This is a genomic window from Steroidobacter flavus, assembly GCF_042651805.1.
Classification (GTDB): Bacteria; Pseudomonadota; Gammaproteobacteria; order Steroidobacterales; family Steroidobacteraceae; genus Steroidobacter; species Steroidobacter flavus.
On sequence record NZ_JBHSDU010000014.1, the window covers coordinates 1,014,870 to 1,029,932 of the forward strand.

At 60.9% G+C, this 15,063-nt stretch carries 10 protein-coding genes; 2 read left to right on the forward strand and 8 right to left on the reverse strand.

Going from position 1 to position 15,063, the window contains the following annotated elements; all coding sequences use genetic code 11:
- Positions 1 to 32: 32 nt before the first annotated feature.
- The 3 genes from ACFPN2_RS26880 to ACFPN2_RS26890 form a co-directional block, all read right to left on the reverse strand.
- Positions 33 to 1,307, reverse strand: coding sequence for a sigma-54 interaction domain-containing protein (locus tag ACFPN2_RS26880; RefSeq protein WP_380602389.1), 1,275 nt, complete (start codon positions 1,305 to 1,307; stop codon positions 33 to 35).
- A gap of 10 nt (positions 1,308 to 1,317) precedes the next feature.
- On the reverse strand, positions 1,318 to 2,070 hold the full coding sequence (locus tag ACFPN2_RS26885; protein WP_380602391.1) for a peptidylprolyl isomerase: 753 nt from the start codon (positions 2,068 to 2,070) through the stop codon (positions 1,318 to 1,320).
- Between the two features lie 118 nt (positions 2,071 to 2,188).
- Entirely contained in the window at positions 2,189 to 2,437 is a 249-nt protein-coding gene (locus tag ACFPN2_RS26890; protein WP_380602393.1) for a hypothetical protein, read from the reverse strand.
- A 252-nt stretch (positions 2,438 to 2,689) separates the two neighbouring features.
- On the opposite strand from ACFPN2_RS26890, the gene ACFPN2_RS26895 reads away from it, so the two are divergent.
- Complete coding sequence (locus tag ACFPN2_RS26895; protein ID WP_380602395.1) at positions 2,690 to 2,953, forward strand: hypothetical protein; 264 nt, start codon at positions 2,690 to 2,692, stop codon at positions 2,951 to 2,953.
- A gap of 74 nt (positions 2,954 to 3,027) precedes the next feature.
- Here ACFPN2_RS26895 and ACFPN2_RS26900 read toward each other — a convergent pair whose 3' ends face one another.
- From ACFPN2_RS26900 to ACFPN2_RS26915, 4 genes are read right to left on the reverse strand one after another with little or no spacing between them, the layout of a single operon-like run.
- Positions 3,028 to 6,108 carry an ABC transporter transmembrane domain-containing protein gene (locus ACFPN2_RS26900; protein WP_380602397.1) on the reverse strand — a complete coding sequence of 1,027 codons (3,081 nt, stop codon included), beginning with the start codon at positions 6,106 to 6,108 and terminating at the stop codon, positions 3,028 to 3,030.
- Complete coding sequence (locus ACFPN2_RS26905; protein WP_380602399.1) at positions 6,105 to 7,484, reverse strand: beta-barrel domain-containing protein; 1,380 nt, start codon at positions 7,482 to 7,484, stop codon at positions 6,105 to 6,107. The genes ACFPN2_RS26900 and ACFPN2_RS26905 overlap by 4 nt, the downstream gene beginning before the upstream one ends.
- On the reverse strand, positions 7,448 to 10,177 hold the full coding sequence (locus ACFPN2_RS26910; protein ID WP_380602401.1) for an FHA domain-containing protein: 2,730 nt from the start codon (positions 10,175 to 10,177) through the stop codon (positions 7,448 to 7,450). The genes ACFPN2_RS26905 and ACFPN2_RS26910 overlap by 37 nt, the downstream gene beginning before the upstream one ends.
- A 15-nt stretch (positions 10,178 to 10,192) precedes the next feature.
- Positions 10,193 to 11,653, reverse strand: a complete 1,461-nt coding sequence (locus ACFPN2_RS26915; protein WP_380602403.1) for an efflux transporter outer membrane subunit — start codon at positions 11,651 to 11,653, stop codon at positions 10,193 to 10,195.
- 220 nt (positions 11,654 to 11,873) lie between these two features.
- On the opposite strand from ACFPN2_RS26915, the gene ACFPN2_RS26920 reads away from it, so the two are divergent.
- Positions 11,874 to 13,601 carry a serine/threonine-protein kinase gene (locus ACFPN2_RS26920; protein ID WP_380602405.1) on the forward strand — a complete coding sequence of 576 codons (1,728 nt, stop codon included), beginning with the start codon at positions 11,874 to 11,876 and terminating at the stop codon, positions 13,599 to 13,601.
- On the opposite strand, the gene ACFPN2_RS26925 is transcribed toward ACFPN2_RS26920, so the two are convergent.
- Positions 13,598 to 15,046 (reverse strand): autotransporter domain-containing protein, encoded by a 1,449-nt coding sequence (locus tag ACFPN2_RS26925; protein WP_380602407.1) that lies wholly within the window; start codon positions 15,044 to 15,046, stop codon positions 13,598 to 13,600. The two genes, ACFPN2_RS26920 and ACFPN2_RS26925, sit on opposite strands and share 4 nt — an antisense overlap.
- Positions 15,047 to 15,063 lie beyond the last annotated feature (17 nt).

The window sequence follows — 15,063 nt, forward strand, 5'->3', positions numbered from 1 at the left end:
TGCGTTGGATCCATACCGACGGGTGCATGGGATCAGGTCAGGCTCGCGGGAGACCCGCCATCGGCGTGCGCTTTCAAAGACTGACGCGCGCTGATCCCATGTTTCTTGAGCAGCGTCTGCACGTGGCTGCGATTCATGCCGATGTTCCTGGCGAGATCCGTTACGCGATAGTTTGCTTTGGCCAGGCACTCCAGCAGATAACTGCGCTCCGCTTCATCACTGGCCTTGCGCTTGGCGTCCACGAGCGAGGTCGCTGGTTCGACCTCAGGCTGCGCGGTCTGCTCCGGCACTTTGGCACGCACGTTCTCTGGCAGATGTTCCAGATCCGCGGTCTCCGTAGCCAGGCATGAAATCCGGAAAATGATATTGCGCAACTCGCGAATGTTTCCTGGATAATCGTACGAGCTCAGGAAGCTGGTGAGTCGCCTCGACAGCTTCACCGGCTGGCGATTCAATCTGGACGCAGCTTCGTTGGAGAGATATTCGATCAGCACCGAAATTTCATCGCGGCGGTCGCGCAACGCCGGCAGCGTCACCTGAATGATGCTGAGCCGGTAATAAAGATCCTCTCGGAACGTGCCGGCCTTGCACATTTCCAGCAGGTTCTTGTTGGTCGCCGCAACGATGCGCGCATCTACACTGATGACCTGATCCGAACCGACCCGCTGGATCTCATTGGACTGTAAAACCCGCAGCAGCTTCACTTGCCCGATCAGCGGCAGCTCGCCGATCTCGTCCAGGAAGATCGTGCCGCCATTCGCCGCCTCGAACTTGCCGGCGCGATCCGTATTCGCGCCCGTGAATGCGCCCCGCTTGTGACCGAACAGCTCGGACTCGAGCAGGTTCTCGGGAATCGCTCCGCAGTTCACGGTGATATAGGGCTGGTCCGCGCGATTGCCATTGGCGTGGATGACTTTGGCCATCAACTCCTTGCCGGTGCCACTCTCGCCGTCGACCAGCACGGGCAGATCCGTGCGTGCGGCCTTCTCCGCGATTTCCAACGCCTCGATGAGCCGCGGGCTGTCGCCGAACACGCCGTCGAACTGAAAGTCACGTTCCAACAGCGCATGCCGCCGCTGAGCGATGCTCTGATTCCGAGGTGCCGACGTGCTGGCCTTGACGAAGCGCTCGGTGTGCGACAAGCGCAGCACCTCGTCTCGCATCGTGGTGCACTGATTCAGCAGCTTCTGAATCTGGGCCCGGTCGAGAGTCTGCGCCCAACGCAAGGTCGAGCGCAGGATCTCGATCTTCTCCAGCAGCGCCGCGTACGAGATCGTCGCTTCGAGATTCGAGTCGACGGGTTTCATCGCGGCGCCGTTACATCACTTCGAGCCGATGCTCGCTGGCCTGGGCCGCCAGCCATTGCTCCTTCAGGACACGGCGGATTTCGGCCTTGGTGTCGTCATCCAGCACCGCCGGCCGTTTCTCGTTGATCCTGAAGATCTCGAAACACGTGCCGTCCTGCGACGCAAACGGGCCAATGATCTCGCCCTTCTGCGCGTGAAACACTTTGGCTTCCACGTCGCCGCGTAACGCCCCACGCAGCACGCTGCCGATGTGCCCACCGTCACCGCGCGTATCGGCGATGGAGTGCTCCTGCGCAAGCTCAGCGAATCGCTCCGGCTCGTCGCCGAGAATGGCCAGGATCTCTTTGGCCTTGCCCGCCGAGTCCAGCACGATATGACTCACGTCGATGCAGTCGAACTGAGGCGAATTCAGGCGGAAGAACTGCTCGACCTTATCCTCGGTCACCACTTGCTCCATCATCTTTTCGAAGCACAGCGTTTCAGTCACGTAGATCTCGTACTCCTCGGGCGTGACTCTCATGCTTTCCAGATAGCGCTTCATCTCCACGGCACGATGCAGTCCATTCACGCGGCGCATTTGATCCGAGCGCTGCTGCACCGACTCCGGCGTGATCCGGACGCCGTGCTTCCTCGCTGAATGCACGGCCAGTTTTTCCTGGACGATATCATCGATCAACCCGTCGAACCGGCCACTCAACCTCAGCAGCTTGACGAAGCTGTCGGAGCTGATGATCTCGTCATTGATGCGAATGAGATTGGTCATGACGAAGACTCCTCGCGAAGCAAACAAAAGAAACATCGGGCTCTGGGAACGTCGTTACTGTGATCCGTTCAGTCGTATTCGTCCAGGCTGTCAAAAGGGCATCGGCACTCCGCCGATGTTACTTCCAGCGCTTGTCGTCCTGCTTCATTCGCCGCTGCAACGATTCGATCGGCAGCGGACGAAGGTGCGCGGACCAGCGACCTGCTGCGGCGCGCAGACCGGTCGCACTCTTCGATTGATTCATCAGAAAGAAAGCCGTCGATTGTCTGGGCCACATCGGACGCGCGCCGAGCCCCACGATCGCGCGCATCGCTTCCCGATCGAGCTCGATGCTGTCTTCCAGATCCGCGATGACGAGTTTGCTCATCGGTCTCTCCAGTGATGGTTTCGACCCAACATCGCGGCCTGTGTTTGTTGGCCGCGATCCAACGAATTCGGATCCTCGAACTCCCGGCGTGTCGTATCGATTTTTCATCGTCTGACTATTTCTTCGCTGCCTTCAGCGACTTACGAAAAGTTTTCGGTGGCTTGGCACGGCTGGCACGCAGGCTGCTATTCCTAGCTCAAGCGCAGACGCACAGCGCTTGGCTGAAACCTCACACCACTCGGAGATACTGCAATGATCACGTTGAACCTCAATGACCTCGACCTCTCCCAGGCTCTGGATAGCAAGGCGATGACGGAGCTGACCGGCGGCGCCGACTGGCACTTGCGCAGCTCTTACGTCAACACCGGTTCGTGGAGCGCCTACTCGCAAATGTTCAGCACGTATGTGGGCCAGACGTTCCACGACGGTTACCTGACTCGCCAGACGTACGAAGGTTGGAAGCGCACGCGCACCGACACCGAGTACAGCTACTGGGATCATTTCGTCCGCGTCTGATCGCACGTTGTTCCCCGCCACCAGAGGAGACCCGCAAGGGTCTCCTCCTTTTTTACGCCGAGACAACTGCGCCGCTAGGCGGCGCTGCTCATCATCTGCTTCTGCACCAGCTGGTGATACATTCCCTTGCGCTCGATCAGCTCCCGGTGCACGCCTTCCTCGACGATGCTGCCGTTGTAGAGCACCAGGATCTTGTCCGCATTCATGATCGTGCTGAGCCGGTGCGCAATCACGATCGACGTACGCCCCTTCAGCACGTCCTGCATGTTCCGAAGAATGTTGCTCTCCGATTGGCTATCGAGCGCCGACGTCGCTTCGTCCAGGATCAGGACGCGCGGATCGTGATAGAGCGCTCGGGCGATGCACAGGCGCTGCATTTGCCCACCGGACAACCCCATGCCTCGCTCGCCGACGACCTGCTCGTAGCCGAGCGGCATGGCGCTGATGAAGTTGTGAGCATCGGCCATCTTCGCGACCTCGACTACGCGTCGCCGGTCGGGATTCTCCTCACCGGCAGCGATGTTCTCGGCGACGGTGCCGGAGAACAGCAGATTGTTCTGCATCACATAGCCGAGCTGGGCACGGTAGTACTCCTTCTCGACCAGATTCATGTCGTAGCCATCGACATAGATCGAGCCCTCGGTCGGCGCATAGAAGCCGGCGACGAGCTTGGCCAGGGTGGTCTTGCCGGAACCGCTTTGACCGACGATCGCGACCATCTGGCCCGACTCGATGGAGAAGCGGATGTTCTCCAGCACGAAGCGGTTCTCCTTGCCGCCGTAACGGAAGAAGACATTATCGAAGCGAACATCGCCCTTCAGGCTGGGCAACATGATGCGTGACTCGATGTCCTGCGGCTTCTGCTCTGGATCCAGATCCAGTACATCGCCCAGCCGTTCCATCGCGACGCCCGTCTCCTGCAGCTGATCCCACAAGCCGATCAGCCCCATGACCGGCGCCAACGCGCTGCCCATCAACATGGTGAATGCGATCAACTGACCGATGGTGAGCTGCTCGTCCAGCACGAGGCTCGCACCAATCCAGAGAATCACCACCGAACTCGCGGCGCTGAGCATCTGTCCGGTGAATCCCACCAGCAGGTCGAAGCGCTGCGCTCGATACTGCACATCCAGAGCCTTCGCGTAACGGCTTTCCCAGCGCATGCGCATCGGTCGTTCGATGCCCATCGCCTTCACCGTCTCGGCACCGCTCAACGTCTCCATCAATACAGATTCGGCATCTGTCGACGTCTCGAAGGCGCGCCGCGCGTATTGCTTGATTCGCGGCGTCGCCATCACCGTCAACAGCCCGATGGGAACGATGAAAGCGATGAGCAGCAACGACAGCTTGACGCTATAGAGGAACATGACGATGAAGTAGATGAACGCCATCAGCGTGTTCAACAGCGTGCTGACGGTCGATTCCGTGAGGAAATTCCGCACCTTCATGTTTTCCTGGAAGCGCGCGAAGATGTCGCCGGTGCGACGCCGGTTGAAAAAGTCCAGGGGCAGCGACAAGGTGTGCCTGAAGAACTGCGAGATCATCTCGAAATCCAGATTGCGCCGGATGAAGTTGGCCAGGAAGCCACGCATCAATGTGGTCAGGCGAGTGAACACGTGCACGATGATCAACCCGACGATCAGCACGTGCAGCAGCTGGATGTTCTGATGGACCACGACCCGATCGAGGATGTTCTGCACGATGATGGGCGGCGCCACGCCTAACAGCTCGATCACCAGCGTCGCCATGGCGACATAGCCGATGATGTGCTTGAACGGCGCGAGATAATTGACGAACCGCATCCAGGGCGACTGGCCGGCCCGCGACTGAGACAGGTCGGCGCTGGGCGAGAACAACAGACAAGTCCCGGTCCAGCCCTTCTCGAAATCCGCCGTCGTCATCTTGGCAAAGCCGCGCGCCGGATCGGCAACCCAGACATGCCGCCTGGACACGCCATAGACCACGATGTAGTGGTACCCCTCCCAGTGCGCGATGAAGGGCAGCTCGAAACCGAGCATCGACTCGTAAGTGCACTTCATGCCGCGAGCCGCGAAGCCGAGCGATTCACCCACCCGCGCGAGACTGTCGAGTGTCGCTCCTTCCGTCGTGACATTCGCCATCTCTCGCAGCTTGCCCAGCGTGATCGCGATTCCGTAGTGCTTGCTGATCATCGCGAGGCACGCCGCTCCGCAGTCCGCCTCCTCTGCCTGCTCGACCAGCTCGAAGCGTGGGAGGACTTTTTCGCCGGCGCCGGTGCGACCCGCGATATCGAGCAACAAGCGTCGACCTCTGCGTTCGGACAGCTGCTTCTGCCGCTCCAGCTCGCGCTCCGATGCCTTGACCCTGCTTTCCAGGAAGTCCTTGATCTGCGGCTTGCGTTCGAGCAGCAGCCGCAAGGTATCTGTGGGGATGACTAGCAGCAGCGCGTCCGTTTCGGCAACGACTGACGCCGGTTGCTCGCCAGGATTGAGGGCGGCGAACTCACCGAAGAACTCGCCCTGGCGCGCAACGCCGATCGGATACTGCGCGCCCTCTTCCTCACGCGTGATCTTTACTCTGCCCTGACGCACGACATAGAGACGCCGGTCATCAGAAGCGCCTTGCGTAAGAATCGTCGCGCCCGCTTCGACGCGTTTGACACCCAGACTACGCACGAGCTGTGCGAGCTCGGCTTGATCGACTTTCCCCTTGAGCTCGAACAGGCGACTGACCACGCCGCCCGCCATGCGAATCGCGGTGTAGCTGGTGAGAAACGCCGCGGCATCCTTGTTGTTGGCGAGTACCGGTGCGATGGCCTCGCGTGACAGGAACAGAACTTCCGTCTTCGTCGACGCGCGTGCCGAGACATCGTGAACATGATCCCGCAGCGCGCCGATTTCAGCGAGCACGTCGCCGGCCTTGCGAACACCCTGACTGACCTCCTTGCCGTTCTCTTCGCTGAACAGGCGGACCGTTCCGGATCGGATCACGTACAAGCCGGCGTTCTTTTGACCGGCTTCGAACACCGGCTCGCCGAATTCGTACCAGCGCGAGTCCACATAGGTCGCGAGGACCTGCAGATCGGCGGGGCTGAAGGCGGAGAACATCTCGACCGTGGCGAGAAATTCAACCACGGCATCGTCGGCCAGGGAGCGGAGTTCTTTCATGACGGTCATCCGACGGAGTTTCTGAAGGGATCGATGGCGAGATCGATCAGGCGCCGGCTCTCGACGACGATCTCGACTTTGGCGGCCATGCCGTAGCGAATCGGCGTCGCCACGTTGTTGACGGTGAAGTGATCGCTCTGCAGCCCGACCCGCGCCTTGTAGACGATCTGCTTGGTGTCGCGATTGGGGCTGGAGGCCGGCGAGATATGCTCCAGCTCGCCGGTCAGCACGCCGTAGCGCTGATAGGGAAAGGCATTCACTTTGATCCGCACCGGCATGCCGGGTTTCAAGAAGGCCCGATCGCGCTCGTTGATCTCGATCTCGAGCACCTTGCGGGCGCCCTTCGGCGCGATCAGCACCACGGGCGTTTTCTCATCGACCTGCGCGCCAACGTCGGTGAAGGTCACGGTGGTCACAACTCCATCCATGGGCGCCCGGATGCGAAGGAAGTTGTCCTCGTCGATATCCTCGTAGCTGATGCGCGATGCGGCTTTGGACTTGGCCCGCGCCAGCCGCAGATCCGTCTCGGCCTGTTCCTCGTCCTGCGTCAGACGCAGCAGCATGTTCTCGTACTGGGCCTGAGCCGCGAGCAGGTCCTGGGATTTCTTTTGCAGGTCCTGTTTCTTCTTGTCGTACTCCTGCATCAGTGACACTTCGAACTCGCCAAGCTCGCTTTCCGCCAGCTTGTAGTCCAGAGTCTTTTCACGCAGGAACCCGCGCTTCTCCTCCACTTGATCCCTGGACAATCCGCCGTTGCCCGGCGAATTGAACAACCGTTCATGCTGCTCCAACACGCGCTGCGCCTGATCGCGCTCGGCGCCGGCCTTCGCCAGCTTGGCGCGGGCCTTTTCCAGTTTCAACTGCTGCTCTTCCGCGAGCTTCTTGACGCTCTCCGCGACCCGCCAATCGTTGTCGCGCTCGTCGGCGGCGATCTTGTCTTTGAGCGCCGCGATTTCCTTCTCCATGGCTTTCTTCTTGGTGGGAAACATTTCATAGCCGCGCTCGGCGGCCGCCAGATGCACCGAGGCTTGCGTCGCCTGCCCGGCCAGCTCAATGGCATTGGGAGAATCGATGCGCGCCACCACGTCGCCCTTCTGGATGGGCATGCCTTCGGTCACATAGACATTGACCAGTTCGCCCTTGATGGGCAGATACACGCCTTGCTGTTCCAGCTCGGGCTTCACCATGCCCGTGCTTTCCACGACCACGTCGGACTTGCCGATGAACGACCACAGCACCGCGGCGATCAGCAACCCGAAGAACACGAGGATGGTGCCGCGTATCAGTCGTGACGGTTGATCCGTCACGATGGCGACACCTTCCGGGCCGTGATCCTCGAGGAAACGATTCAGTCCTTTTTTGGATCGGTAGTAGACTGTACCCATAACGATTGCTCCGAGATTTCGGGCAGCAGCTCCAGTTTGGCGTGCAGGAGCACCGGCTCCAGCACGATGTTCAGATCCTGCAGCCAGCGCCGTTGACGCTGCACTTCATCGACGACTTCCTGCTGCAACGATTGCCATTCAGGCGGCGGTGTGACCTGCAGGAGTTGATAGGTTCGCGCGCCGCTGCTGATCTCGCGGTATGCGCCAGATAGACGCTTCGCTTGGCCCGAGAACCGCGGCGACACACGCTCCTCCACGCGAATCACGCCCGGAATGCCGCCGGCGCTTTGATACTCGCTCCAGTAGGTGCGCACGCGAGCGAGCGATTGATCCATTCGCGGCAGTACTTTTTCTTTGTGAGCAACGAAGTCCGGCTCGAGGGTCGCGATCAAGTGCCCGTCTTCGTCAGGACGCAGCGACGACCACACCACCAGCAAGCGATCCCAGTACTCATCTTTTCCTTTGGTCATCAGCAAGGCGTCGTAGTCAGCGCCGACCTTCTGGTAGCGCGCGATCTGGCGCGTCGCCACTTCGCCCCACGGGGCGTCTGTCACGGACTGGAGAATCGCGATCGCCTCGTCATGATTGCCGGCCCGCCAGGCTTCGGCCGCCTTCGCATGCTTGGCGACAACATCGGGCGGCGGCATTTCCCTCGCGAGCCAGGTATCGACGTAGTCCGTGAAGATGGGCGTCTGGAACTTTGCAGTTCGCTGCAACTCTGCCAGCTGCAACAGCTCCTTGCGTTGAACGAGCTGCTTTAGCGTGTCATAGCGAGCCAGATCGTCGCGCAGGGCATCGATGCCTGAGACGCGGGGATAGTTGGTGGTGAATTCGCTGAGCAGCTTGTCGATACTCTGGCGCTCATCGCGCTTCAGCGCCGATTGAATCGACGTCTTCAATTCGTCGATGGCCTTCACGTAGAGCGAGTTGTCGCTGCGGAGAGTGGTGAGACTGCTGAAGATCCGCGAGTGAGTGGGTTCGAACTGCGGGATCTGAGTGACGATCTGATCCAGGATCTGCTGACGCCGGAAACTATCGGCGCCCCACTCCTCCACGAGAGCACGGATCGGCGCTTCGTCCCGGAACATCACGATCGGACCGGACGTGCCGCCGCGCTCCGCCATGTGCGCTTCCATTTTCCCCGCCCAGGCGAGCGTATCGATCATCTGCAGCCCGCGTGGAATGAAAGGATGCGCCTTGCGTTGTGCCTCCAGATATTGATCGGCTTCCGGATAGCGGTCGTGCTCGATGTGATCCATCCAGGTCGGCACGATGGCCCGGGTCAGCGCTTCTTCCCCCCAGGCGTTGACTTCAGTGTCTTTCGGATTGTGTTCTAGGTAACGATTGGCAGCGACCGCGCTCTCGGAGTACTGCCCAGTGTCGAGCAGCTGTTTGATCTGGTGACGGTCCAAGCCGACGATATATGTGATCGTGATAGCCATCACGATCACGCCGACCAATGCCGTTGCGCCCCACAGGAAGCGCCGATCAACCGTCCCACCACCCAGCGCACGCCACACTTGCCTGACCGTGCCCCGCAACTTCTGCAGTCCCTTGGGCGGCACGTTGAGTTGCGGTGTCTCCATCGTCGCCGCGTGGGCGCCGGCGTTCGCACCTTGAACCACTTCGTCATCGGAGCAGAACACATTGATGAATGAATCCGCCGAGCTGACGAACCGGGTGCGATTGGCGCCACCGCGCGACGCCGCTGCTGCCGCTGCCGGTCGCTCGACCGCAGCCGCCGGTTCTGCGTGCTCGACTGGTTCGAATTGCCTGACCGACCCGGGTTGCTCGACTACATCAGGCTGCGTTGCCCGCCCAAATTGCTGCTTCACATCGCGCTGAATCGCCGGTCTGGGCTGCTGTTCAACCTCGGGCTGCGTGGCCGGTCTGGGCTGCTGCTGCTCAACCTCGGGCTGCGTCGCCGACCTCAGCTGCAGATCAATCCTCGGCTGCTGTGTCGTTCGAGGCGGCGCCGCCGCCTGCTCCGAACGCCCGAACACAGTCGCGGCGAACTGCGTCGGCTCGTGCAAGTTCTCAATGCGCACTCTGTAAGAGAACGTGGGATCACCGAACGCGACGACGTCTCCATCGGAGAGCTGGCGCGATCGCTCGTCCAGTCTCACCCCCGATACAAACGTCCCGTTGGAACTCTCCAAATCTTCGACATTGACACGCCCGCCTTTGAGCGCGATCACCGCGTGGCGACGGGACAGCTTCCGCCAGGCACTCGACAGCCGCTCCCGGTATTGATCGAAGCCGGCTTCGTTCCGCGAGATCAAGAACGGAAAGTTCTGGATCGCAATCGCATCCAGGCCGCTAGCCGGCTGTTCCGGGGTCAAGGTGACACGGATCGCCGCGTTCTTGTTCGCAGTAGGCTCGTCGGCCTGCCGGATCTCCACGCGGAATTCGACGGCGCCGCCCAGTGTGATGTGATCGTTATTGTTCAGCAGAGCGACGTCGTTCTTCAGCTCGCGCTCGTTGATGCGAGTGCCGTTGAGGCTGCCCAGGTCGGCGATGAACAACTTGCCGTCCTCCTGGAACACGCGCGCATGACGCCGCGACAGGCTGGAAGCCTCCGCGCCGAGCCTGGACGCGAACGGCTCTTCATTGCGCCCGATCGCAAACAGGTCATCGACGATACTGATGTCACCGAGGCCCGGATGAGAAACCGGTTTTAGAATGGCTTTCATGATGAACTACAGCGCTCACTTCACCGTCTTCGAGTCGGCGACTTCCCGCCCACCCACCTGCTCGGACTCCCAACCTCCGCCCAGCGCTTTGTAGAGCGTGACGGTGTCAGTCAGCAGTTGCTCATAAGTCGAGAGGATTTCCTGCTGTGCGCCGAGCAGGCTGCGCTCGGTATCGAAGACTTCGAGCTGCGACACCAACCCTTCACGCAGGCGGGCGTCCTGCACATTGCGAACGACCTGCAGATCCGCAACCTGGGCTTCGAGCTGTTTGATCTGTTCGCGCCGGGCCGTCAGATTGAGCATCGCAATCTCGACTTCTTCGTACGCACCCAGCACCGTCTTCCGATACTCCTCCCGCGAGATCGCCAGATCCGCCTCGTTGAGCTTCACATCCATCTTCAGATCGCGATCGAACATCCCGCCCCACGTCGCGGCCAATCCAAAGGTCCAGGTGTTGATCACCCGCGAGGTGAAGCTCTGGCCGGTCTTCGCTGCGCCCGTCAGAGAAAACGTCGGCAGTCTCGCCAGTCTCGCCTTGCCGACCAGATGATGAGCGGCAAGCACGTCATACTCCGCTTTGAGCACATCGGGCCGTCGCGCCAGCACGTCGGCGGGCAACACTTCAGGCATTTCGAGAATTCGCACGCTGTCGCGTAAGTTACCGACGGGCACAGACAACTCACCCGCCGGCACGCCGACCAGTGTCGCGAGCTTCAGCTCCGCCTCGGCCCGGCCGCGCTGCAAGTCGAGCAATCTGTTTTGCAGATTGGCCACCTCTGCCTTCTGCGACCGGATCTTCGTCTCCGGCACCATGCCTTCCTTGTGCTGGGCGTAGTAGATATCCAGCAACTGCTCAGCCTGCTTCTTCGAATCGATCTGCTGAGCGACCTGCTCGTCGAACTGCCGGATCTGAAAATAACGTTCCGCGACGCTCGCGATGAGCGCGAGCTGCGTGGCCCGCCAGTCCATTTCAGTCGCCCGATAGCGCGCATCGGCCGCCTGCATTTCCTTGTGAATCTTGCCCCAGATATCCAGCTCCCACGTGAGCCCGGCGCCGAGCGATTCGGTCTCGCGAGTGGTCTTGGCCGTCTCGTTGTTTCTTTTGCCGCGAGCGATGGCATCCGCTGGCACGACGGCCACTTTCGGTGTGGCCGCAAAGTGATCCTTGCCGAGTTGCACGCCGGCTTTGTCGAGGCGCAGCGCCGCGATCCTCATGTCGAGGCCTTGATCGATGGCGCGCTGGATGAGCTGGATCAGATAAGGATCGCCGAAGCCGTGCCACCAATCGGGCTGAATGACTTCGGAGGCAGTGATCTCGCGGCCTTCGAGCTGCGACCACTGCGGTTTATCGGGAACGTCGGGGCGCTTGTACTCAGGACCCTGGACGGTGCTGCAACCGGCGACGAGCGTCGCGACGGTTGCCAGTGTCAGCGCTCGAATCCATTCGACGCGATCAAGCGGACCTCGGTGGTTCACTGTGTTCTCCCCACGACCGAATCCATTCGGTTCGTCGTCGATGTGAGATGCAATGAGGATGAAGCATAGCAGCCTCTCATCCCGCCACCACTGTTCGTTCGATCTATTTGGCACGGCCAAAAGTGTGTCAGTGAGACACGCACGCGAATGTTTCATCGCGCCGCACGATTTATCTTGCGCCCGCTCATCCGGTCACCATGATTTTGGTTACACTGCCCGCATGCACGAGCTGAGCAACGAACTCGGACGGTTCATCAGCGGCGCGATCGACCTCGATCAATTGCGCGCTCTGTTTCGCGCCTACCTCACACGACATCCGCAAGAGCGGGAATCGATCTCACGCTGGTTGAGAAATACCGTCGAAGAAGGCCGGCTGTCGGCGACCATCTGGCTCACCTTGAGAGATTTGTTCGAACCGCCGGCCGCGACGCTGGAACCGCCGCGCAGTGCAATGCAATCGAAGGCGACCGTGCTCGCTCGCGGCCAGTCGGCTCATGTCGAAACCGCTCAAGCGCGCGAGGAACCGCCGCTGTTCGAGCCCGATCCGGAAGTCGCGTGCGAAACGCTGGTTCCGAACATGGTCGTGAAGGAACGATTCCTGCTGGTCGAGCGGCTTGGTCGAGGCGGCATGGGCCAGGTGTTCAAAGCGCTCGACCGGCGACGGCAAGAAGCGCACGACCGACAGCCCTACATCGCGCTGAAAGTATTGAATCGGGAAGTGAGCGCGCATCCCGAATCGTTTATGGCATTGCAGCGCGAAGCTCGTCGCGCCAGCACCCTCGCCCACCCGAACGTCGTCACGGTTTACGACTTCGACCGCGACGGCTCACGCATCTATATGACGATGGAATATCTCGAGGGCCAGGGCCTCGACGAGTTCATCGACGCGCGCTGTTCCGAAGGGCTGCCGCTCGCTGAAGTTCTGCCGATTATTCGGGGCGTGGCGATGGCGCTGGAGTACGGCCATCAGAAACGCATCGTTCATTGCGATCTCAAGCCCGGCAATATTTTCGTCTGCAACGATGGCACGGTGAAGGTGCTCGACTTTGGCATCGCCCGATTGATTCAAACCACCGATACCCGTAGCGAACAGACCATTTTCGACCCAGCCCTGGTGTTGCATGGACTGACTCCAGCCTATGCATCGCTGGAAATGTGGAAACAAGCCTCGCCCGATCCGCGCGACGACATCTATGCGCTCGCCTGTGTCACCTACGAGTTGCTGAGCGGGCGTCACCCCTTCGACCGGCAATCGGCCAAGATCGTCAACGAGCGCAAGCTCGTGCCGAAGCGCATCCCATCGCTCACGCGCGATCAATGGGAAGGATTGAAGCAGGGGCTCGCACTAAATCGCGAAGATCGCACGCCGAGTGTCGGTGCTTTCCTCAAAGCGTTCATGCCGCAGAGTCGCTTGAAGAAATACGCCCTGCCCGGCGCGATTGCCGGCGTGCTGGTCACTGTCGGCGCAGTGGCAGTCGGCGCACGTTACTACCGTGTGGCCGTGGAAGATTCGACGATGGAAGTCCTGCAGTGTGCGCAGATTCCCAAGCCCGCCGTCACGAATGCTCAACAGCCGCGGCCGGCACTGACCGCCGAACAGCAACAGGAGATCGACGACCATATCGCGCTGGCACGCGACTATATGCTCGACGCGACCCCGGCCACGCGCATCGAGGATCTCAAATACATCCTCAGCGACGGGCCCAACAGCGTCACTGACATCTTGAACGCGGTCCTAAGGATGGACCCGTCGCAGCGGGACGCCCTGCAGCTGCAGGCGGATGTGGCGAACGTATACGCGGAACGGGCAGGAACACTGGCAAACGAGCACCGCGTGACCGAGGCGCTCGATTTGATTCGTTACGGCCGACAGGTGCTCCCTTCGAGCCAGGAATTATTCCGGCTCGAACAGAGCTTCTGTCGGATGGATGCGCTAGCCCACAACTAGAACTGGCCGCGCAGACCGGCGGCAATCGAGTTGCCGCTGACATTGGACGTTCCCAACAACGCCTCGTAGACCAGATAAGCCTGCAGACGCCGAGGGAACACGGCTGACAGCCCGATGCTGGCAACGCCGAAATCCGCATCGACCTGATCGGTCAGCATGCTGAAGCACGAGATCGAACAAGAGAAATTCTTTGGATCCGACGCGCCCAGCGCCAGCGAATCCTCGAGCACGTACTTGGCCCGAACCGTCCGCGCATCGTCCTCGAACTCGTGGTGCCACTCGCCCCGCAAGCTCGGCACCAGCACGCCGAAGGTGCGGCTGATGGGACGAGACAAAGCAACGCCGACAATGGATCGCGTCGATTTGATCGTCTGGTCGTCGTAGCGCAGCGCCAGGCCGCCGCCGGCCTGATCGGTCTCGCTGTAACCGTCGATGTCGACATCGCGGTAACTGCCGCTCAGCGATGGTGTGAGATCCCAACCGCCCAGGTGGAAGTCATACCCGACCGTCGCACCCAGCGCGATGTAGCTGCCGTCCGGGCTGCCTGTCATCGTTCGCACAGCGCCGCAGCTCGGGTTACAAGCCGCATTGGCGGAATCGTAGACGACCCGTCGAGAAACATCCGACGACAGCGAGCCATAAGTAGCGATGCCGCTGACCGTCCACCCTTCGCCAAAGTAGCCGCCGAACACCGATCCGCTGATGCCCTTCACTTCCACGTCGCCGCCACTGACGAACACCGCGTGATCGAAATCCGCCTTGTAGTTGTCGTAGCCCAGGGAGAAGCCGAGCACGCTCGAGCCGAAGTTGTAGTCGACGCCAGTCGTCACGCTCACGGAATCGTAGTCGAAGGCATCGACGGCGACGGTCTGGTCCTGGTCGCCGAAGCCATAGCTGCTCTCGGCGAACCAGCCCAGCTTCTTGCCTTCCGCCGATGTGGCTTGTTCGTCGGCAGCGGCACCTCCGCCGAAGCGCTGATTGGCCGTGCCCATTCGCAACGCCGTCAATCGACCGCCGATGTTAGAGAACTGTCCCGACGATACCTGAGTGGACATCGTGCCTTGCGCGGCCAGTTCCTCGCCGGACACTTGTTGAACGGCCGCCAGCAGCTGGCTGCGGTCGGTATATCCCATGTTGCGGCCAGTGCCGGCCGGGATGCCTTGAAAGACGCGCGCCGTCTCTACCATCTCGTTGCAACGTAGAAACAAATCCTGCTTGGCACCCGTCAGTCGCAATCCGCCTTCCCCAGCCAGCGAAGTGCACATGCCCTGCACGGCATAGCCGGTCTGCTGCTGTAGATTCGAGGCAGCGCTGAGCGGGTCGTTAACGAACAATGAGAGCGCACCGGTTTGACTCGCTGTCTGCGCGTGCACAGCGGTCGCGCAGGCGCCGGCGGCCGCCATCGCACAGTACGCCACCGTTCTCGTTGCCAGTTTTGTATTCATCGTCGGCGTCTCCCTGG